Raw genomic sequence first — 18,752 nt, 5'->3', positions numbered from 1 at the left:
TCTTCTGTTCCTTCTCCTTTTTGTTTTGCTAGCACCGCCGCTTTCACTTTTGCGGCTGCTGCAGCACGGCGTTTCGCTTCTTCCACAGTCATACCATCATTTTTTGATAGCGCTTTCTCTTTTTCTTGATTTTCTTCCTCAAGTTTACTTATTTCCGCATTATGTTTCGCAACGAGACGCTTTCTCGCCTCTTCTTTCGCCCGCCTAGCCGCTTCTCTTTTCAAATCCTCTAAATCTTTGTTTGGATCACTCATTTATTCGTCACCTGCTTCCCCGTCTTTGCCTCGTAACGAATTTTTTCTTTTAATTTATTAATGCCATAAATTAAAGCAGCGGGATTTGGTGGGCAACCAGGGATATACACGTCAACTGGTACAATTTGATCTACACCTTTTACAACAGCATATGAATTTACATACGGGCCCCCTGCTGTCGCACAAGATCCCATTGCAATAACCCATTTCGGTTCAGGCATTTGATCATATAAGCGCCGAACAATAGGAGCCATCTTCTTCGTTACCGTTCCCGACACAATCATAACGTCCGATTGCCTTGGTGAAGTCCGAAAAAATGACCCAAATCGATCTAAATCATAATGTGATGAACCTACTCCCATCATTTCAATTGCGCAACATGCCAGTCCAAATGTCATTGGCCATAAAGAATTACTTCGCGCCCATCCCTTCAACTGTTCCAATGTAGAAAAAAAGATATTTCGTTCTAATTCCGCTCGCTCATTTGGATGTAATTCCTCAAAATTTATAACCATTGTAACACCTTCTTTTTCCAAGCATACGCTAACCCAACTAGCAACATTACAACAAAAATGAACATTTCAATCAGTGCAAATAAACCGAGCTTGTCATATGCAACAGCCCATGGATATAAAAATAAAGTTTCTACATCAAAGATGACAAACAATAAAGCAAAAATATAGTAACGAGCATGAAACCGAATATTTGCATCATGAAAAGGCTCAATCCCACTCTCATACGTCGTCGCTTTCGCTGCACTTGGTTTACTCGGGCGCAGCATCCTTCCTAATGTAAGAGCCACTACCGGAAGCAATATGCCTAATAGCAAGAAAATCAAAACGATCATATAACTATTTTCATATACACTTGCCATTGTGAAACCCTCCCCCCTAAATTAAGAACAAGTTCACTTAGTAAACAATATGTCCTAGTTGCAGTAATTATTATTTTTAAATTTTTCTAAATAATGCAACTATTTTAATCATTATAGCAAACTTCAAATTCCCATGTCGATATGTTGGGGACAGAAACGAGAATTATTAAAATCTATTTTTATAACTGGCTATACCTGTGCAAAATAAGTATAGAAACTATAAAAAATAAAAAGAGGAATTTATATGTATATACCGTGGGTGAGATAAGTGAAAAAACAAACACATGTAAGCATTCTTATAAGCATTATATTGTTGTCTATAATGATTCATTACGTGACAATGCCTTTTCTATATGAATACTCATTTCCTTTTCAAATATTAATTGGTATGAGTACATTATTCATTGATATTATCGCTTGTAGTTATATACTTTATTTTTCAAACATGAAAGAAGGGTTACCTCGTTTATTTTGGACCATTTTATGTGTTGGAACCCTCTCTTATTTCATTGGTGATATCGTCGTTGCCTATCAACGTTTAATTTTAAAGGACTACTATACATTCGTTGATCCGTCTGATTTTTTTTATCTACTTTTTTTAATTAGCTTTGCATTTGCCTTTCTATATGAAATCATTTATAACCGAGATTTATTAGAAAAGCTTTTTATGATATGTGATATTTGTATTATTGTTACAGCACAGTTCACTTTAAGTTACTACTTACTTATTGAACGAACCATTTACATTTCTTCAACATCCTATATCGACATATTTGTTCAACTTACCTATCCAATGACCGATTTACTCTTTTTTCTCATAGGAATTAACCTTTTATTCAAACCACTTTCCTTATTACCGAAAAAAGTCGGTGCGCTCCTTGGTAGTGCTTTAATTTTGTATGCGACTACAGATGCGATTTATGCTTATATCAAATACTTCACGCCCGAATATTCTATGTTTACAATTACTCCTCTCTATCAAGTAACTTTAGTGCTAGTAGCAATCGCCTGTATTCTTCATACAAAAGAACCTGAAAAACAAGAACAAGTGCTATTAACACCTAAACTTGGGGAAGCGATCAGATTATCATTACCTTATATTTCTGTCGTAATGCTTATTGTTTTCATATTAGTCGAATATGTTTTTGCACCTATTGTAGTAATCGGGCTTATGATAACTTTCTCCTTCGTTCTCATTCGCCATAGTTTAGTTCGAAAACAAAATAAAATATTATTATTAGCCCAAATGCAATTCAACTCAGAACTCGAAAAACAAATTGAACTGCGTACAGAAGATTTAGTAGAACAAAAAAATGAACTATATCATAACCAACAAATGTTTAAATCTTTATACGAGCATCATCCAGATCCCATTTTCACATTAGATTTATACGGTAATTTTCTTAAAGTGAATAACGCTGGTACGACTTTACTCGGTTATCAAACGAATGAATTATTAAATCAACCTTACTATTCACTTACGTATGAAGAAGATTTGGAAGAAATCATCAATGCCTTCCATCGCGTAAAAAAGGGGAAATCTATTTCTTTAGAAATACGGGCATATCATAAAAATAGAGATATTTACTATTTGCATGTGACAGCTGTTCCTATCTTTTTAAAGGATCATATTTCTGGAGTTTATTTAATGATTAAAGATATTACGGAAAGCAAACAACAACAGGAACAAATTAATTTTCTAGCATATCATGATACACTAACAGAGCTTGCAAATCGACGTGCATTTCATCAATATGTAGAACAAGCAATTGCGCGATCCAAAATATCAAAAATGCCTTTTGCTGTTATGTTTCTTGACCTAGATCGCTTTAAAGTTATTAACGATACCCTCGGTCATAGGGTAGGCGACCTTCTATTAATTGCAGTAGCAAAAAGACTCGAAAGTATAGCGACACCAAATATGAAGCTTGCCCGATTAGCTGGAGATGAGTTCACAATCCTTATCGAAAATTATAAAAAGAGGCCAGATGTAAAAAAAATAGCTGATACAATTGTAGCAGCCATGAACGAACCATTCGAAATTGAAAATCAACATTTACAAATCTCACCTAGCATCGGGATAGCAATATACCCTGAAGCAGGTGAAGATCCGTTATCGATTTTACAACATGCTGATATGGCCATGTACGAAGCAAAAAATAAAGGGAAAAATGGTAGCTCTCTGTACACGAAAGAATTGTATAAAAAAATGGAACGAAAAGCTCGAATTGAAAAAGATTTACCACTCGCTTTAGTAAACGAAGAATTTTATCTCGTCTATCAACCACAAATTGATATTACGAAGAAAAAGATCATTGGTGCCGAAGCATTGCTACGCTGGAAACACCCACTCCTAGGTGACATTCCGCCATGTGAGTTCATTCCAATTGTAGAGGAAACTCCCCAAGTCATTCCACTTGGTCATTGGGTATTAAATGAATCTTGTCGTCAGCTAAAAATATGGCATACTTTTGGCTACAAAGATTTAAAAATAAGTGTTAACTTATCAGCTAAAGAGTTCCAGCAAAATAATTTAATTGAGAACATTTTACAAATAATAACAGACGTTAAAGTCGATCCAAAAGATGTAACACTTGAGTTAACAGAACGAATTGCAATGATCGATGAAAAAGAAACGTTATCCAAGCTAAAGCAATTAAAGGAATATGGTATTCAAACGTCCATTGATGACTTCGGAACCGGCTATTCTTCTCTTGCTTATTTATCCATTTTCCCTATTGATACATTAAAAGTACCGAGAGAATTTACACAACTCGCCGATCATCGCCCTGAAGAAAGGGCCATCGTTTCCACTATCCTTTCTCTTGCAAATACGTTAAACCTATCTGTCGTTGCTGAAGGAATTGAAACAGAAAAACAACTTAAGTTTCTACAAAAGAACAACTGTAAATATATGCAAGGTTACTATTTCAGTAAACCACTTACTAGTCATCAATTTATAAAATTTCTACAAAAAACCCCCAGTATGAATCAATAGCTCATACTGGGGGTTTTATAAAACGAATCATCAATGTGGGATGCTCCACTTTATAGTGTTGGAATTTTTTTCTCGTAATATTCCTCTGCAATCTCTTCATAAAAGGCTGCTGACGTCGTATAAAAATATGGAATTAGCCATAAGAATCCAATCCCGAGTGTAATACAACTTAATATAAACCAACCAATAAAGCTCAGACATAAAATGAAATACTCCATCTTATGCCCATCCATCATACGACGGCTTTCTGTAATCGCTTGATTTATAGAATACTCAGGGTGATCATTTATTATAAAGTACGTCATCGCATAAGAAAATGATTTAATAATGCCTGGGATAATGAACAGTAACGTCCATAAGAAAAGATAAAAATTTACTAATAAATATAATAAAAATGATTTTAAAAATCTCTTTCCCTCTGAAAACCAAATGAACACATTACCGATACTAGCTTGCTTTTCACGAAGGATATTTAAAGCAAGATAATATCCACCTAAAGTTAAAGGCCCAGTAACAAAAAATGTAATGATATTTATTGAAATTGAATTTTTCGTTTCTTTCCAATCAAAAATTGAAGAAAATACCCACTCAATACTAAAACTAAAGGTCGTAAGAAGAATCGAAATCAGTAATGTTGCCCCGACAGCTAATCCCCATTTCCCTTCTAATGAGTCCAGTGCTTCTCCTTTTAAATCACTAATCATGTTTAGCCTCGCCTCCTATACACAATAATTCTATTAGTATAGCATATTCCTACTGCAATTCACCCTTTGAAATGTAGCGATAAAAATGCGCTGTCGTTGTACTCACATACGGACTAAGCCATAGAAAACCTATTCCAAGTGTAAAAATTGCTAAAATAGCCCAACCGATAAAGCTTAGCCATAAAAGAAATAGATCTAATTTGTGCCCCTTCATCAGATTCTTACTTTCTTTCATAGCTTGTGATACACTATACTCTGGATTTTCAACCATAACATAGTACGTCATTGCATAAGAAAAGTACATCACAATCATACCAACGATTGAAATAGCTAATAGTACAAAGAAAGCAATAGCAAACGACGTATTTCCTTCTTCACCCAAAAATGCAAATAAGGCTACTAGCAACATCGGAATCCATGTACCTGTATATAATAAAATCGCAAGCATTGCCCACATTGTTTTCATCATTCTTTTAAAGCCACGAAATCCTTCGAATAAGTGATCTACTTTAGCACCTTCTCGTTTACTAATCTGTAAAAACACATTTGTATAACCGTATGATGTAATCCCATACGATGCGTTACTCAAAATTATCATAATGCAATAAAAAATCCCGAATGTAACACCTGCTCCAATTGACATTGTTTCCTCTTCAAGTGAACCTGTTAAACCAGCAAACGAGAAAAATATAATAATTCCTGGAATTAAAAGTATAAGCATTGCAGCCATTGAAACAACATAACTTAAAATAAAATATAAAATCGTTGATCCAACACCTAGTCCCCATTTTCCTTTTAAAGATTGCAATGCTTCTCGTTTCATTTCACCAATCATTTATTCATCTCCTTTATAAATTGTTGTACATTCTCTACTTATACGAGCGCTGATATAATTATACCATTTTTGTAAAATTATCCATAAAATCCACAAAAAAATTCGTAAAGGCAAAGCCTTTACGAATTTTTTATTTCATATCGGAAACGTTTAAACGGTTCACAGCACGTTGTAATGCCATTTCTGCACGTTTAAAGTCAACATGTGCTTGTTTATCTTGCAGACGTTGCTCAGCACGACGCTTCGCTTCATTTGCACGATGGATATCGATATGGTTTGCTTCTTCAGCAGATGATGATAATACAGTTACTTTATCTGGACGAACTTCGATAAAGCCACCACTTACTGCTACATAATCAGTGTGCCCACCATTTTTCAGACGAACTGCACTAATCTTTAATGGTGCAACAGTTGGAATGTGACCTGGTAAAATCCCCATTTCCCCACTCTCTGCTTTTACACTTACCATTTCTACTTCTTTTTCGTAAACCGGTCCATCAGGAGTTACAATACTGACTGGAAATGTCTTCATACTTCGTCCCTCCTAAGGCCTTACGCCATCATTTTCTTCGCGTTTTCAATAACTTCTTCAATGCCACCAACTAAGCGGAATGCATCTTCTGGAAGGTCATCATATTTTCCTTCTAGAATTTCTTTGAAACCACGAACTGTGTCTTTTACAGGTACGTAAGAACCTTTTTGACCTGTAAACTGCTCCGCTACGTGGAAGTTTTGAGATAAGAAGAATTGAATACGACGAGCACGATGTACAACTAACTTATCTTCTTCAGATAACTCATCCATACCTAAGATAGCGATGATATCTTGAAGCTCTTTGTAACGTTGTAAAGTTTGCTGTACTTGACGAGCCACTTCATAATGCTCTTCTCCTACGATTTCTGGAGAAAGTGCACGAGATGTAGATGCTAATGGATCTACGGCTGGGTAAATACCCATTTGTGTTAAACGACGCTCTAAGTTTGTTGTTGCATCTAAGTGAGCGAACGTTGTAGCTGGTGCTGGGTCAGTATAGTCATCGGCTGGTACATATACCGCTTGGATAGACGTGATAGACCCTTTATTTGTAGATGTAATACGCTCTTGTAATTGACCCATTTCTGTTGCAAGTGTTGGTTGGTAACCTACCGCAGATGGCATACGGCCAAGAAGGGCAGATACTTCAGAACCTGCTTGCGTGAAACGGAAGATATTATCGATGAACAGAAGTACGTCTTGTCCTTGCTCATCACGGAAATATTCAGCCATTGTTAAGCCTGTTAATGCAACACGTTGACGTGCTCCAGGTGGCTCGTTCATTTGTCCGAATACCATCGCAGTTTTCTTAATTACGCCAGAATCGCTCATTTCGTGGTATAAGTCATTACCCTCACGAGTACGCTCACCTACACCAGCGAATACAGAGATACCACCGTGCTCTTGTGCGATGTTGTTGATTAACTCCTGAATTAATACTGTTTTACCTACACCGGCACCACCGAATAGACCGATCTTACCACCCTTAATGTAAGGAGCAAGTAAGTCTACTACTTTAATACCAGTTTCAAGAATTTCTACTTTAGTAGATAACTCTTCGAATGCAGGTGCTTGACGGTGAATTGGATCACGGCGTACATCCGCAGGAACCTCACCATCTAAATCAATAGCATCACCTAATACGTTAAATACGCGACCAAGTGTTGCATCACCAACTGGTACAGAGATTGCTTTACCAGTATCTTCTACTTCTGTGCCACGAACAAGTCCATCTGTGGAAGACATCGCAACTGTACGAACTGTATCATCACCTAAATGAAGTGCAACTTCAAATGTTAAGTTAAGTTCACCGTTTTCGTTGCTCTGTTTTACCGTAAGGGCGTTGTAGATTTCTGGTAGCTTTCCGCCATCAAACTTAACGTCTACAACCGGACCCATGATTTGCGTAACGCGCCCTTTATTCATCGGGTTCCCTCCTAGCTTTCTTTTAATTAGCCAACTTTCTACGAGCAGCTAGCTTTTAATTTTTTATTGGTTTATAAGCTTACGCGGCTCTTTTGAATGAGCCGCTTCCGCTTTTTATTGAATCGAGCTCCGGTGGCTAGAAGGGTCGGCCATTTCACTCCTTCCTACGAGGCAAAGAACGCCTCTTTGTCAGGAGTTCCAATACCCTCCCCTTCTAGACAAGCCACCTACGCTTTTTATTACTACTCTAACGCTGCTGCTCCACCAACGATTTCCGTAATTTCTTGCGTAATCGCTGCCTGACGCGCACGGTTGAATGAAAGTGTAAGTGAATCGATAACTTCCATTGCGTTGTCTGTAGCACTCTTCATTGCTGTCATACGCGCTGCGTGCTCACTTGCTTTACCGTCTAGTAATGCACCGTACACTAAGCTTTCTGCGTATTGTGGCAATAGCACTTTTAAAATTTCTTCTTCAGAAGGTTCGAATTCATAAGCTGTCGTCGGTTTATCAGACGCCACATCAGTAAGCGGTAAAATTTTATTTTCCGTTACTTCTTGTGAAATTTTACTTACGTAATGGTTGTAGTAAATATACAGCTCATCATAAGCACCATCTGCGAACATCGCAATTGCTCGAGAAGCAAGGTCTTTAATATCAGTGAATGATGGGTGATCAGATAATCCAACTACTTCATCAATGATGTTAAAGCCGCGACGTTTTAAATAATCACGTCCTAGTCGTCCAAGCACAATAATTGAATATTGGTTTGAATCCATATTATGACGTTCACGAATTACGTTACTTACTGTACGTAATACGTTACTGTTATAACCACCTGCTAGTCCGCGATCAGATGTAATAACGATGTATCCTGTACGCTTTACAGGACGCGCATTTAGCATTGGATGATTAATTCCTTTACTTCCTTGCGCAATGCTCGCTACTACTTCTTGAATCTTTTCCATATACGGAACGAAAGATTTAGCATTTTGCTCTGCACGGTTTAACTTAGATGCAGATACCATCTCCATCGCTTTCGTAATTTGACTCGTTTTCTTTGTCGAGTTAATCTTCGCTTTTATATCGCGTAAAGATGCCACAGGTTTTCACCACCTTTTTTCCGGAAGTTGGCACGATTAGTAAGAATCCTCTTCCTAATCTACGTTGCAAGATATTCTTGCTCATGATTGAAGGAAAAGAATAGGTGCACCTACTCTTTTCCTTTCACAACCGTCGGCAATCCCAAAGCCCGAGATGCCTTTATATTATCTAGCTCCAGCGGCTTGAATGCTCGGTGGCTTCACTTCTTCCTACGAGGCAAAGACCGCCTCTTCGTCAGAAGCTCCATCCCCCTCACATTCAGGACGAGCCGCTTCCGCTTTTATTTATTATTCAGAAGCTACGAATACTTTTTTAAATCCATTAATTGCTGCTGCAAATTTGTCATCATCCGCAAGTTTCTTAGTTGTGCGGATTTCTTCTAATAAGTCAGTCGCATTAGAATCTAACCAAGCATGGAATTCTTCTTCGAAACGAGTGATATCTACTACTGGGATATCATCTAGGAATCCACGTGTTAAAGCGTAAAGAATGATAACTTGTTTCTCTACACGTAACGGTTTGTGTAATCCTTGTTTTAATACCTCAACAGTACGAGCACCACGGTTTAGTTTCGCTTGAGTTGCTTTATCTAGGTCAGAACCGAACTGAGCGAACGCTTCTAACTCACGGTAAGATGCAAGGTCAAGACGAAGTGTACCTGATACTTTACTCATTGCTTTAATCTGAGCAGATCCACCTACACGAGATACAGAAGTACCCGCATCGATCGCTGGACGTACGCCAGAGAAGAATAGGTCAGATTGTAAGAAGATTTGTCCATCCGTAATCGAGATTACGTTTGTTGGGATGTAAGCTGATACGTCCCCTGCTTGTGTTTCGATGAAAGGTAATGCAGTTAAAGAACCGCCGCCTTTTGCATCACTTAATTTTGCTGCACGCTCTAATAAGCGAGAATGTAAGTAGAATACATCCCCTGGGTAAGCTTCACGACCTGGAGGACGACGTAATAGTAATGACAGCTCACGGTAAGCTGCTGCTTGTTTTGATAAGTCATCATATACTACTAATACGTGTTTACCATTGTACATGAACTCTTCACCCATTGTTACACCAGCGTAAGGAGCTAGGTATAATAATGGAGCTGGTTGAGAAGCAGATGCAGTTACAACGATTGTGTACTCTAATGCACCATGCTTACGTAGCGTTTCTACTACGTTACGTACAGTTGATTCTTTTTGTCCGATAGCTACATAAATACAAATCATATCTTCATCTTTTTGGTTAATGATTGTATCTAGTGCAACTGCTGTTTTACCTGTTTGACGGTCACCGATGATTAACTCACGTTGACCACGGCCAATTGGTACAAGAGCGTCAATCGCTTTAATACCTGTTTGAAGTGGCTCATGAACAGATTTACGATCCATTACACCTGGTGCTGGACTTTCGATTGGACGAGTGTTTGTTGTATTGATTGGGCCTAAACCATCAACTGGTTGACCTAATGGGTTTACAACACGACCAATTAGTTCTTTTCCTACTGGTACTTGCATGATGCGACCAGTACGACGAACTTCGTCACCTTCACGGATTTCTGTGTAAGGTCCTAAAATGATAATACCTACGTTGTTTTCCTCTAAATTTTGTGCTAGTCCCATAACGCCGTTAGAGAACTCTACAAGTTCACCAGCCATAACGTTATCAAGACCATGAGCACGCGCGATACCGTCACCAACTTGGATAACTGTACCAACATCACTAACTTCGATTTCAGACTGATAGTTCTCGATTTGTTGCTTTATCAGTGCGCTAATTTCTTCAGCTCTGATGCTCATGTGCTTCACCCCTATCTATTCTTCATTAATTCACGCTGAATACGTGCTAATTTTCCTTGTAAACTTCCGTCATAAATGCGATTTCCAATACGTACTTTAATGCCGCCTAGTAAATCTTCATCTACAACATTTTTTACACGAATTGCATCTTTTCCTGTTCTCTTTGCAAATGCTTCTGCAATGTTAAGCTTCTCTTCTTCTGATAGAAGACGAGTAGAATATACAGTTGCGTCTGCTACGTTACGTTCTTCATTAGCAAGAACAACATATTCATCTGCAATTTCAGGTAAGATATCAATGCGCTTGTTATCAATTAAAATATATAACGTATTTAAAATAGATTCAGAAACAGACCCGAATACGTTTGCAAGAAACGTTTTCTTTTGTTCCTTTGAAATGTTCGGTTGCGTTAAAAAGCTATGTAGTTCTCCGTTCTTTACATAAACGTTTTGTACAAGGCGTAATTCCTCTTCAAACATTTCTAATACGTGTTTTTCTTTAGCAATTTTAAAAAGAGCGACAGCATAACGTTTTGCTACAATCCCATTGCTCATCGCGCTTCTCCTACTTCTTTAATATAATCGCGAATTAACTTCACTTGATCTTCTTCTTTTAATTCTTTTTCAATTACTTTAGAAGCAATTTGAACAGATAAAGAAGCAACTTGTTCTTGTAAAGCAGCAATCGCTTGCTCTTTTTCGCGTTGAATTTCTTGTACAGCAGATGCTTTAATTGATTCTGCTTCTTCTTTCGCAGCAGCAACAATAGCATCTTTTTGATCTACAGCTTGTTTTTTCGCTCTTTCGATTAACTCTTGTGCTTCAACACGTGATTGTTTTAACATTTCACGTTGTTCTTCTACTAACTTCTTCGCTTCAGCGTTACTTCTTTCTGCAGCGTCGATTTCATTAGTAACATGCTCTTCACGTTCTTTCATAATCCCCATTAAAGGACCCCACGCGAATTTGCGTAGCATTACTAATAGAAGTAAGAAAATGAACAATGTATAAGCAATCGTTCCAAATGGAATGGCAGCCCCTAATAATAAAGTTGGCACAAGGATTCACTCCCTTCAAAATATCTAAATTGATCATATGAAAAAAAAAGACATACGTTTCGTTCATAAAGCAATGGCGAAGAAAGTTCGGAAAAACACTCTTCGCCATCTATGTAAGGGGAGTCTCCCTTATTTGTTCATTACGATGAATGCAATAACTACACCGATGATTGGAAGTGCCTCAACTAAAGCAACCCCGATGAACATAATTGTTTGAAGTGCGCCTTTTAATTCTGGTTGACGAGCAACACCTTCGATTGTACGTGATACGATAAGACCGTTACCAATACCTGCACCTAATGCTGATAAACCAATTGCAATTGCAGCTGCGATTACACCTAAACTCATTTAATTTGTCCTCCTTTGTATTATAAAAAAATAAATTTTTTCTTACTTAAATTATATTAATGGTCATGACTTACTTTATGAGCCATATAAACCATCGTTAACATAACGAAAATAAATGCTTGGATTGATCCAACGAATACACTGAATCCCATCCATGCTAACATCGGTACAAGTGCACCTAATGCTCCAAGGAATGATGCTCCGCCCAACTTAGCAAGTAATCCTAATAAGATCTCACCTGCATAAATGTTACCAAATAAACGAAGACCTAACGTTAATGTGTTAGCAAACTCCTCAATAACCTTTAATGGGAATAAGAATTTCATAGGTTGGAAATAACCTTTTACGTATTCTTTCGTACCCTTCATCTTAATTCCATAATAATGGGTGAGGGTAACTACCATCACGGCTAATGTTAATGTAACTGCTGGATCAGACGTTGGTGATCTCCACCATGCAATATGTTCGCCAGCTTCAGTTGCTGAATACATGAATGGTAAACCAAGGAAGTTCGATACGATGATAAACATGATAAGCGTAACGCCAAGCGTTAAGAAACGTCCACCTGTTTTCCAGTCCATCGTACTATTGATAATCCCTTTCACGAAGTCAAACACCCATTCCATGAAGTTTTGCATTCCTGTTGGGCGAAGGGCTAAGCTGCGAGTTCCGATAACAGCGATTAAGAAAACAATAACTGCTGCTACAGTAACCATCATAACTGATGACAAATCGAACGTTAAACCTAGAAATTCAACTAATTTACCGTGTTCCACTAGTAATTCACCTCTCTTCCCTGCTCTTATACTCTAAATAAAGAAAATCTATGATCATGACAAGGTATCCTGTCAGCAATCCTACACCTAAGCCCCACATCGCAATTAACTCTTGATATTTGGCTGCAAATAAAATTAATAACCCAATCGTGGCGAATCTTGAATATGTACTTACCGCTGTCGCCTTAAACTTCACGTTTTCTCCATTTGTCACGCGATCCAACAGCTTGTCTGTTCTACGTGCAATGATGCGCAAACTAAGAAAACTGAAAATCGTCCCGATAATCAGTCCAAGAAATACATCCTTGTAAGAGGTGAATCCCCATCCTAGCACTAGAAGCGCAAGCAAGTAGTACATATATTTCTTTTGTCTTTGGACAAGTCCATGTACGTCTATCATCATTGCTCTCCCGAATAGTAATGTCGAATGAGTCGAATCATTGCGTATACCCCTGTTCCTAATCCGAGTAATAACCCTATAATAAGAAACAATGGAAACGTTCCAACCTTATTATCAATCCACTGCCCACCAAAGATTCCAACAAGAATAGAACCGACTAACTGAGCAAGAATACCTGACATTAAAGCATAAGCTTTTATATGGCTGCGATCGTTTTTTTGCAAGGATTCATCCCTCCAATATGTAACCCTCATTCACGATGTGTTAATAATAACTCATTTTTTTGCATAAATCCTATACAAAATAAAAAGTTTACATTTTCGTCACGGAATAGATGTATTTTTGTCACTGAAAGCCCTACCATCTATCCCCGTTGTTAGCATACAATAGGGTATTAACAGTGTCAACGAGAAATCGTAAAAAATCAAAAAATTTGAGTATTAGTCATTTCCTCCCAAAAATGAAAACGTTCCCCTTCTAAATACTGGTTAGAGATATGCAATTTCTAACAGTTTTCTCTTTATAATAGAAGGAAATGTTCACAAGTTTGTCACTATTATATTTTTACGATATAACGCTTTCCTTCCATAATATAGTGCTCTTTAGACGTAAGACTTCTATATTATATGTGATGTGTATGCAACTTATGTTGTATATACTATGTATATTTATCCTCTCCCCTCCCCCTACTTGCTTACATCAAAAAAAGACGAGCTGAGGAATCCCCCTGCTCGTCAGTTGTCTTACTTCGTTCCGAATAAACGGTCACCAGCATCACCAAGACCTGGTACTACATATCCGTGGTCATTTAATTTCTCATCTAATGCTGCTACATAAATATCAACATCAGGATGTTCTTCTTGTACTACTTTTACTCCTTCTGGAGCTGCAACGATACACATTAATTTAATTTGTTTTGCGCCGCGCTTTTTCAGAGAGTTAATTGCTTCAGCTGCAGAACCACCTGTTGCTAGCATCGGATCTAGTACGATAAAGTCACGCTCTTCTACATCCGTTGGAAGTTTCACATAGTATTCTACCGGTTGCAATGTTTTAGGGTCGCGGTATAAGCCAACGTGTCCTACTTTTGCTGCTGGAATTAATTTCAGAATTCCATCAACCATTCCTAAACCTGCACGTAAAATCGGAATTAAACCAAGTTTTTTACCAGCGATCACTTTTGTTGTCGCTTTGCTTACAGGCGTCTCAATTTCAATGTCTTTAAGTGGAAGGTCGCGAGTAATTTCAAAAGCCATTAAGCTTGCTACTTCGTCCACTAATTCACGAAAATCTTTCGTACCTGTATTCTTGTCGCGAATATATGTAATCTTATGTTGAATTAACGGGTGATCAAATACATACAGTTTTCCCATGTGAATCTCTCCTTTAGATGATATTCATGCGTTTGCACGCTTTTTTACACTATTTACGATTGTAAAGAAAACGCTACTAATATTCAAGGGCAAATTTGGAAAAGTCATGATTTCCGATGAATCTATCTAGTATCTTTACCAATTATGGGAGCTGTATCCTTCATTATATCGCCAAAATTTATTCATCATTTGTATACATACTTAAAGAACAATATATGTCCACAAAAAAGACTGCTAAAACAATTACGTCTCAGCAGCCTTCTTCAATCTATTATAGATCTGTGTACATTGGGAATTTGCTCGTTAACGCTTCTACACGCTTACGTGCTTCTTCTAATGCAGCTTCATTTTCATGATTTTTTAATGTGTAAGCAATAAGTGACGCAATTTCATCCATTTCTTCTAAACCGAAACCACGAGATGTTACAGCTGCTGTACCGATACGTACACCACTTGTTACAAATGGGCTTGCTGTTTCAAATGGAATTGTATTTTTGTTCACTGTAATACCAACTTCGTCCAATACGTGCTCTGCTACTTTACCTGTGATTTCTAGGTTACGAACATCAATTAGGATTAAGTGATTGTCTGTTCCACCAGAAACAAGTGTAAGTCCTTCTTTTTGAAGACCTTCAGCTAAGCGGTTCGCATTGTTAATGATATTTTGTGCATATGTTTTGAAATCATCTTGAAGTGCCTCACCAAACGCAACAGCTTTTGCAGCGATTACGTGCATAAGTGGACCACCTTGAATACCAGGGAAGATTGATTTATCAATTTGTTTTGCAAATTGCTCTTCACATAAAATCATACCACCACGTGGACCACGTAATGTTTTATGTGTTGTTGTTGTAACGAAATGTGCATGTGGCACTGGATTTGGATGTAAACCAGCCGCTACTAAACCTGCGATATGTGCCATATCAACCATTAAGTATGCGCCCACTTCATCTGCAATCTCACGGAATCGTTTGAAATCGATAACACGAGGGTACGCACTTGCACCTGCAACGATTAATTTTGGTTTATGTTCTTTCGCTTTTGCTAATACATCATCGTAATTAATACGGTGAGATTCAGCATCCACGCCATATTCTACGAAATTATATTGTACTCCACTGAAGTTAACAGGGCTTCCGTGTGTTAAGTGACCACCATGAGATAAATTCATACCAAGTACTGTATCGCCTTGCTCTAAAATCGTGAAGTATACTGCCATGTTCGCTTGTGCACCAGAATGCGGTTGAACATTTACGTGCTCTGCGCCGAAAATTTCTTTCACGCGATCACGTGCGATATCTTCTACTACGTCTACATGTTCACAACCACCATAGTAACGTTTCCCAGGATATCCTTCAGCATACTTATTCGTTAAAACAGAACCTTGCGCCTCCATTACTGCTTCACTTACGAAGTTTTCCGAAGCAATTAACTCAATCTTCGAACGCTGTCTTCCTAGTTCTGCCTCAATTGCAGCAAATACCTTTTCATCTTGACGTTTTAAATGATCCACCAAAATCCCCCTTTTCTGAACGAATTACATCGATTCCCAACAGTTTTTTCTTATTTATTCAGAAAAAACGAAAATTCAGGTTGTAATTCTTTCGAACCTTCATGTTTTCAACTACATTCTAACATGACTTTCTATATCATAAAAGAAAAAAAAGACCGAAAATCGGTCTTTTCTTTCTTCTATAATAAAGTCAGACAACATACCTTATTCATAACTTTAACGGCAAGTGATAGTCTCTTCCTTCGCCGCATAAACAGCACGTGCTCCACCAATTAGCTTTCCACGTGTTGTTGCCATCGTTACATGTGCACTTCCAATTTCCTTCACACTAGTACGAACCGGAACAGCTACGTGCTTTAAATGCATACCGATAAATGTATCACCAATATCCATTCCCGCATCTGCTTTAATAAACTCAATTACTACCGGATCTTTCAAATTGTGATAAGCATATGTTGCTAATGCACCACCTGCTGATCTAACAGGCGTAACTGTTACAATTTCAAATTGATATTTCATCGCCAACTCTTTCTCAACTACTAAAGCACGGTTTAAATGCTCACAACATTGAAACGCCAACTCAATACCTGTTTGTTCTTGAAATTGTTTTAACTCAGAAAAAATCGCCTCTGCTACTTCCATCGTTCCTGATGTCCCAATTCTTTCTCCTAGCACTTCGCTCGTACTACACCCCACTACAAAAATTTGACCACTTTGTAATGAAGCTTGTTCTTGGAAATCAGAAAGCGAAATTTGTAGCTGTTCTCTTACCTTTACGATTTCTGTCATTACGCCTCTTCCTTTCACAGGTTGGTTCACCAAATTATATTTCCTACTGCTTCTAGTTAGAATCTATTACTTTGCTTCGTATGTTTTAATTTTTCCTACGCGGTTTTCGTGACGGCCGCCTTCAAATTCAGTTGTTAACCAAATTTTTGCGATGTCACGTGCTAGACCAGCACCAATTACACGCTCGCCCATTGCTAACATGTTTGTATCGTTATGCTCTCTCGTTGCTCTCGCACTGAAAGTATCATGAACTAACGCACAACGAATACCATTTACTTTGTTTGCAGCAATTGACATACCGATGCCTGTCCCACAAACTAAAATACCACGATCTACTTCGCCATTTGCTACCATTTCCGCTGCTGGAAACGCAAAATCAGGGTAATCAACAGAACCAGCTTCACATTCACAACCTAAATCAATATATTCAATATTTAACTCTTCTAATAAACTTACAAGTTCTTTACGGATATTCATACCGCCGTGATCAGATGCTACTACTACTTTCATTTTTACCCCTCCAAAGTTTCAATCCATTATCTTCATTCTCACTTAATCCTTTAATGGGACGAAGTGATCTCCAATATCGTATTATACACGAAACATCAACCTTCTGAATGTTTTTTCAGTAAAGTTTGTACAAGTTTTTCCATCTCTTCTAATGTTTCTTTATAAATAGAGAGAGATCCGCCGAATGGATCTGAAATATCCTTACTCATCCCCTCAGTTAGTCCATATAATGTATCTACTTTCCCTTCAACACTCGGATAATGCCCAAGGATAATTTCCTTATGGTTTTCCGTCATTGTTACTATAATATCTGCCCAATCAATTAAGGCTTCGTTTACCTGCTGTGAAGCATGATCGATTGCAATTCCCTTTTCAGCTAAAGCTTCTTTTGCATGTACCGACGCATCACTTCCAGGATAGGCGAAAACACCAGCAGATTGCACTTCAAACTTACCTTCTCCATAATGGCGCAGTAACGCCTCAGCCATCGGACTACGGCATGTATTTCCAGTGCAAACAAATAATACTCGTTTCATCTAAACCCACCCCTTTTCTCTATTTCCTTCCTTTTATCATAGCGTACATTACAATAGAACAAAAGAAATGTGAATATACGAAAGGCGCATTTCTCTTATATTTTTTCTAAGAAAAATGCGCCTTATCCACATATATGTGAAACCCTATTTCCAAGTGCCCAAAGTATTTTACCATATATAAGGAACAGACTACAAAACAAAATAAGGAATCCATTTCATACGAAACGGATTCCTTTCATGTGATAATTATTTCATTGTAACTTTCATTACTTCTGTTGAACCTTTTGTAGCAGTTACACCTACAGTTGTCTTAATAGACTCAGCTGCATCTGTGTTTGTAATAACGATTGGAGTAATTGTGCTTTTCGCTTTTTCACGAATTAATTCTAAGTCGAATGAGATTAATTTATCTCCAGCTTTTACAGCTTGTCCTTCAGAAACGTGAGCTTCGAAACCTTCACCTTCCATTTTTACAGTTTCTAATCCAACGTGGATTAAAATTTCTGTACCGTTTTTCGCTTTAATTCCAATTGCATGTTTCGTGTGGAATAATTGTACGATTTCGCCATCAACTGGAGATACAACTACACCTTCAGTAGGATCGATTGCAACACCGTCACCCATCATACGACCAGCGAATACTGGATCTGGTACTTCTTCAATATTTTTCACTGCTCCAGTTAATGGAGCTACGATTGTTTCTTCATTTGTTTTTGAACCAAGACCGAATAATTTTTTAAACATAGGATAGTCCTCCTTATAATTTACCTAAAAGTTTATAGGGCAATCTCTATTAAAGATCAGAATAAACGTAAGACCTCATACTTCGAATATTATACTGTAAAAACGCTTTCGAAATAAATTACGTCATTACTACTAGACTCTTATTGTAGCGTCTCACAAAATTCCAGTCAATTCTGATTGTC

Annotated in this window: 22 protein-coding genes and 1 pseudogene; 1 reads left to right on the top strand and 22 read right to left on the bottom strand. The window is 37.7% G+C overall.

Annotated features, from left to right (window positions below):
* The 3 genes and pseudogenes from MR083_RS18305 to nuoA form a co-directional block, all read right to left on the bottom strand.
* Positions 1-254 (bottom strand): annotated as a pseudogene (locus tag MR083_RS18305) (NADH-quinone oxidoreductase subunit C); the annotation flags it as partial.
* Positions 251-769, bottom strand: a complete 519-nt coding sequence (gene nuoB, locus MR083_RS18300; protein WP_000236331.1) for an NADH-quinone oxidoreductase subunit NuoB — start codon at positions 767-769, stop codon at positions 251-253. The gene nuoB and the pseudogene MR083_RS18305, both read right to left, overlap by 4 nt.
* Positions 760-1,128, bottom strand: a complete 369-nt coding sequence (gene nuoA, locus MR083_RS18295; protein WP_000179276.1) for an NADH-quinone oxidoreductase subunit NuoA — start codon at positions 1,126-1,128, stop codon at positions 760-762. The genes nuoB and nuoA overlap by 10 nt, the downstream gene beginning before the upstream one ends.
* A 268-nt stretch (positions 1,129-1,396) precedes the next feature.
* Here nuoA and MR083_RS18290 point away from each other — a divergent pair, with 268 nt between their 5' ends.
* Positions 1,397-4,126, top strand: a complete 2,730-nt coding sequence (locus tag MR083_RS18290) for a putative bifunctional diguanylate cyclase/phosphodiesterase (RefSeq protein WP_049113816.1) — start codon at positions 1,397-1,399, stop codon at positions 4,124-4,126.
* A 50-nt stretch (positions 4,127-4,176) separates the two neighbouring features.
* Here MR083_RS18290 and MR083_RS18285 read toward each other — a convergent pair whose 3' ends face one another.
* The 19 genes from MR083_RS18285 to MR083_RS18195 form a co-directional block, all read right to left on the bottom strand.
* Complete coding sequence (locus tag MR083_RS18285) at positions 4,177-4,830, bottom strand: DUF975 family protein (protein WP_016718999.1); 654 nt, start codon at positions 4,828-4,830, stop codon at positions 4,177-4,179.
* Between the two features lie 49 nt (positions 4,831-4,879).
* On the bottom strand, positions 4,880-5,665 hold the full coding sequence (locus MR083_RS18280) for a DUF975 family protein (RefSeq protein WP_016719000.1): 786 nt from the start codon (positions 5,663-5,665) through the stop codon (positions 4,880-4,882).
* A gap of 130 nt (positions 5,666-5,795) precedes the next feature.
* On the bottom strand, positions 5,796-6,197 hold the full coding sequence (atpC, locus tag MR083_RS18275; protein ID WP_000847211.1) for a F0F1 ATP synthase subunit epsilon: 402 nt from the start codon (positions 6,195-6,197) through the stop codon (positions 5,796-5,798).
* 20 nt (positions 6,198-6,217) lie between these two features.
* Positions 6,218-7,624 carry a F0F1 ATP synthase subunit beta gene (gene atpD, locus MR083_RS18270; RefSeq protein ID WP_001032591.1) on the bottom strand — a complete coding sequence of 469 codons (1,407 nt, stop codon included), beginning with the start codon at positions 7,622-7,624 and terminating at the stop codon, positions 6,218-6,220.
* A gap of 242 nt (positions 7,625-7,866) precedes the next feature.
* The gene (gene atpG / locus MR083_RS18265; protein ID WP_000157696.1) at positions 7,867-8,727 is read right to left on the bottom strand and encodes a F0F1 ATP synthase subunit gamma; all 861 of its coding nucleotides are present in this window, start codon (positions 8,725-8,727) and stop codon (positions 7,867-7,869) included.
* Between the two features lie 288 nt (positions 8,728-9,015).
* Complete coding sequence (gene atpA / locus MR083_RS18260; RefSeq protein ID WP_000027518.1) at positions 9,016-10,524, bottom strand: F0F1 ATP synthase subunit alpha; 1,509 nt, start codon at positions 10,522-10,524, stop codon at positions 9,016-9,018.
* Positions 10,525-10,535: 11 nt separating this feature from the next.
* Positions 10,536-11,078: a F0F1 ATP synthase subunit delta gene (atpH, locus tag MR083_RS18255; RefSeq protein ID WP_000064683.1), complete on the bottom strand. Its 543-nt coding sequence runs from the start codon at positions 11,076-11,078 to the stop codon at positions 10,536-10,538.
* Positions 11,075-11,581: a F0F1 ATP synthase subunit B gene (gene atpF / locus MR083_RS18250; RefSeq protein ID WP_001142617.1), complete on the bottom strand. Its 507-nt coding sequence runs from the start codon at positions 11,579-11,581 to the stop codon at positions 11,075-11,077. Before atpF ends, atpH begins: the two co-directional genes overlap by 4 nt.
* A gap of 129 nt (positions 11,582-11,710) precedes the next feature.
* On the bottom strand, positions 11,711-11,929 hold the full coding sequence (atpE, locus tag MR083_RS18245; RefSeq protein WP_000052064.1) for a F0F1 ATP synthase subunit C: 219 nt from the start codon (positions 11,927-11,929) through the stop codon (positions 11,711-11,713).
* Between the two features lie 56 nt (positions 11,930-11,985).
* Positions 11,986-12,705, bottom strand: coding sequence for a F0F1 ATP synthase subunit A (gene atpB / locus MR083_RS18240; protein WP_000399870.1), 720 nt, complete (start codon positions 12,703-12,705; stop codon positions 11,986-11,988).
* A gap of 7 nt (positions 12,706-12,712) precedes the next feature.
* Positions 12,713-13,105: an ATP synthase subunit I gene (locus tag MR083_RS18235; RefSeq protein WP_000567600.1), complete on the bottom strand. Its 393-nt coding sequence runs from the start codon at positions 13,103-13,105 to the stop codon at positions 12,713-12,715.
* On the bottom strand, positions 13,105-13,329 hold the full coding sequence (locus MR083_RS18230) for an AtpZ/AtpI family protein (RefSeq protein ID WP_001171223.1): 225 nt from the start codon (positions 13,327-13,329) through the stop codon (positions 13,105-13,107). The genes MR083_RS18235 and MR083_RS18230 overlap by 1 nt, the downstream gene beginning before the upstream one ends.
* Before the next feature lie 26 nt (positions 13,330-13,355).
* A complete protein-coding gene (locus tag MR083_RS18225) occupies positions 13,356-13,469 on the bottom strand; it encodes a DUF4024 domain-containing protein (protein WP_000232961.1) in 114 nt (37 codons plus the stop codon).
* A gap of 379 nt (positions 13,470-13,848) precedes the next feature.
* Positions 13,849-14,478, bottom strand: coding sequence for a uracil phosphoribosyltransferase (upp, locus tag MR083_RS18220; RefSeq protein WP_000517539.1), 630 nt, complete (start codon positions 14,476-14,478; stop codon positions 13,849-13,851).
* A gap of 271 nt (positions 14,479-14,749) precedes the next feature.
* Positions 14,750-15,991 carry a serine hydroxymethyltransferase gene (glyA, locus tag MR083_RS18215; RefSeq protein WP_000349818.1) on the bottom strand — a complete coding sequence of 414 codons (1,242 nt, stop codon included), beginning with the start codon at positions 15,989-15,991 and terminating at the stop codon, positions 14,750-14,752.
* 216 nt (positions 15,992-16,207) lie between these two features.
* Positions 16,208-16,780 (bottom strand): TIGR01440 family protein, encoded by a 573-nt coding sequence (locus tag MR083_RS18210; RefSeq protein ID WP_000136362.1) that lies wholly within the window; start codon positions 16,778-16,780, stop codon positions 16,208-16,210.
* Between the two features lie 66 nt (positions 16,781-16,846).
* Positions 16,847-17,290, bottom strand: a complete 444-nt coding sequence (rpiB, locus tag MR083_RS18205; RefSeq protein WP_000869919.1) for a ribose 5-phosphate isomerase B — start codon at positions 17,288-17,290, stop codon at positions 16,847-16,849.
* A gap of 95 nt (positions 17,291-17,385) precedes the next feature.
* On the bottom strand, positions 17,386-17,826 hold the full coding sequence (locus MR083_RS18200) for a low molecular weight protein arginine phosphatase (protein ID WP_000832382.1): 441 nt from the start codon (positions 17,824-17,826) through the stop codon (positions 17,386-17,388).
* Between the two features lie 246 nt (positions 17,827-18,072).
* On the bottom strand, positions 18,073-18,570 hold the full coding sequence (locus MR083_RS18195; protein ID WP_000473666.1) for a PTS sugar transporter subunit IIA: 498 nt from the start codon (positions 18,568-18,570) through the stop codon (positions 18,073-18,075).
* Between the last annotated feature and the right edge of the window lie 182 nt (positions 18,571-18,752).

It is taken from the genome of Bacillus cereus group sp. BfR-BA-01408 (genome assembly GCF_022663305.1).
GTDB lineage: Bacteria > Bacillota > Bacilli > Bacillales > Bacillaceae_G > Bacillus_A > Bacillus_A pacificus.
Note: the sequence above shows the minus strand (reverse complement) of the source record. Positions and strands in the feature narration are given on the sequence as shown.

What these genes read in the sequence shown, in the direction of transcription:
- nuoB (WP_000236331.1), bottom strand. Translation starts at nt 769, where the DNA reads ATGGTTATAAATTTTGAGGAATTACATCCAAATGAGCGAGCGGAATTA.
- nuoA (WP_000179276.1), bottom strand. Translation starts at nt 1,128, where the DNA reads ATGGCAAGTGTATATGAAAATAGTTATATGATCGTTTTGATTTTCTTG.
- MR083_RS18285 (WP_016718999.1), bottom strand. Translation starts at nt 4,830, where the DNA reads ATGATTAGTGATTTAAAAGGAGAAGCACTGGACTCATTAGAAGGGAAA.
- MR083_RS18280 (WP_016719000.1), bottom strand. Translation starts at nt 5,665, where the DNA reads ATGATTGGTGAAATGAAACGAGAAGCATTGCAATCTTTAAAAGGAAAA.
- atpC (WP_000847211.1), bottom strand. Translation starts at nt 6,197, where the DNA reads ATGAAGACATTTCCAGTCAGTATTGTAACTCCTGATGGACCGGTTTAC.
- atpD (WP_001032591.1), bottom strand. Translation starts at nt 7,624, where the DNA reads ATGAATAAAGGGCGCGTTACGCAAATCATGGGTCCGGTTGTAGACGTT.
- atpA (WP_000027518.1), bottom strand. Translation starts at nt 10,524, where the DNA reads ATGAGCATCAGAGCTGAAGAAATTAGCGCACTGATAAAGCAACAAATC.
- atpH (WP_000064683.1), bottom strand. Translation starts at nt 11,078, where the DNA reads ATGAGCAATGGGATTGTAGCAAAACGTTATGCTGTCGCTCTTTTTAAA.
- atpE (WP_000052064.1), bottom strand. Translation starts at nt 11,929, where the DNA reads ATGAGTTTAGGTGTAATCGCAGCTGCAATTGCAATTGGTTTATCAGCA.
- MR083_RS18235 (WP_000567600.1), bottom strand. Translation starts at nt 13,105, where the DNA reads ATGATAGACGTACATGGACTTGTCCAAAGACAAAAGAAATATATGTAC.
- MR083_RS18225 (WP_000232961.1), bottom strand. Translation starts at nt 13,469, where the DNA reads ATGGTAGGGCTTTCAGTGACAAAAATACATCTATTCCGTGACGAAAAT.
- upp (WP_000517539.1), bottom strand. Translation starts at nt 14,478, where the DNA reads ATGGGAAAACTGTATGTATTTGATCACCCGTTAATTCAACATAAGATT.
- MR083_RS18210 (WP_000136362.1), bottom strand. Translation starts at nt 16,780, where the DNA reads ATGACAGAAATCGTAAAGGTAAGAGAACAGCTACAAATTTCGCTTTCT.
- rpiB (WP_000869919.1), bottom strand. Translation starts at nt 17,290, where the DNA reads ATGAAAGTAGTAGTAGCATCTGATCACGGCGGTATGAATATCCGTAAA.
- MR083_RS18200 (WP_000832382.1), bottom strand. Translation starts at nt 17,826, where the DNA reads ATGAAACGAGTATTATTTGTTTGCACTGGAAATACATGCCGTAGTCCG.
- MR083_RS18195 (WP_000473666.1), bottom strand. Translation starts at nt 18,570, where the DNA reads ATGTTTAAAAAATTATTCGGTCTTGGTTCAAAAACAAATGAAGAAACA.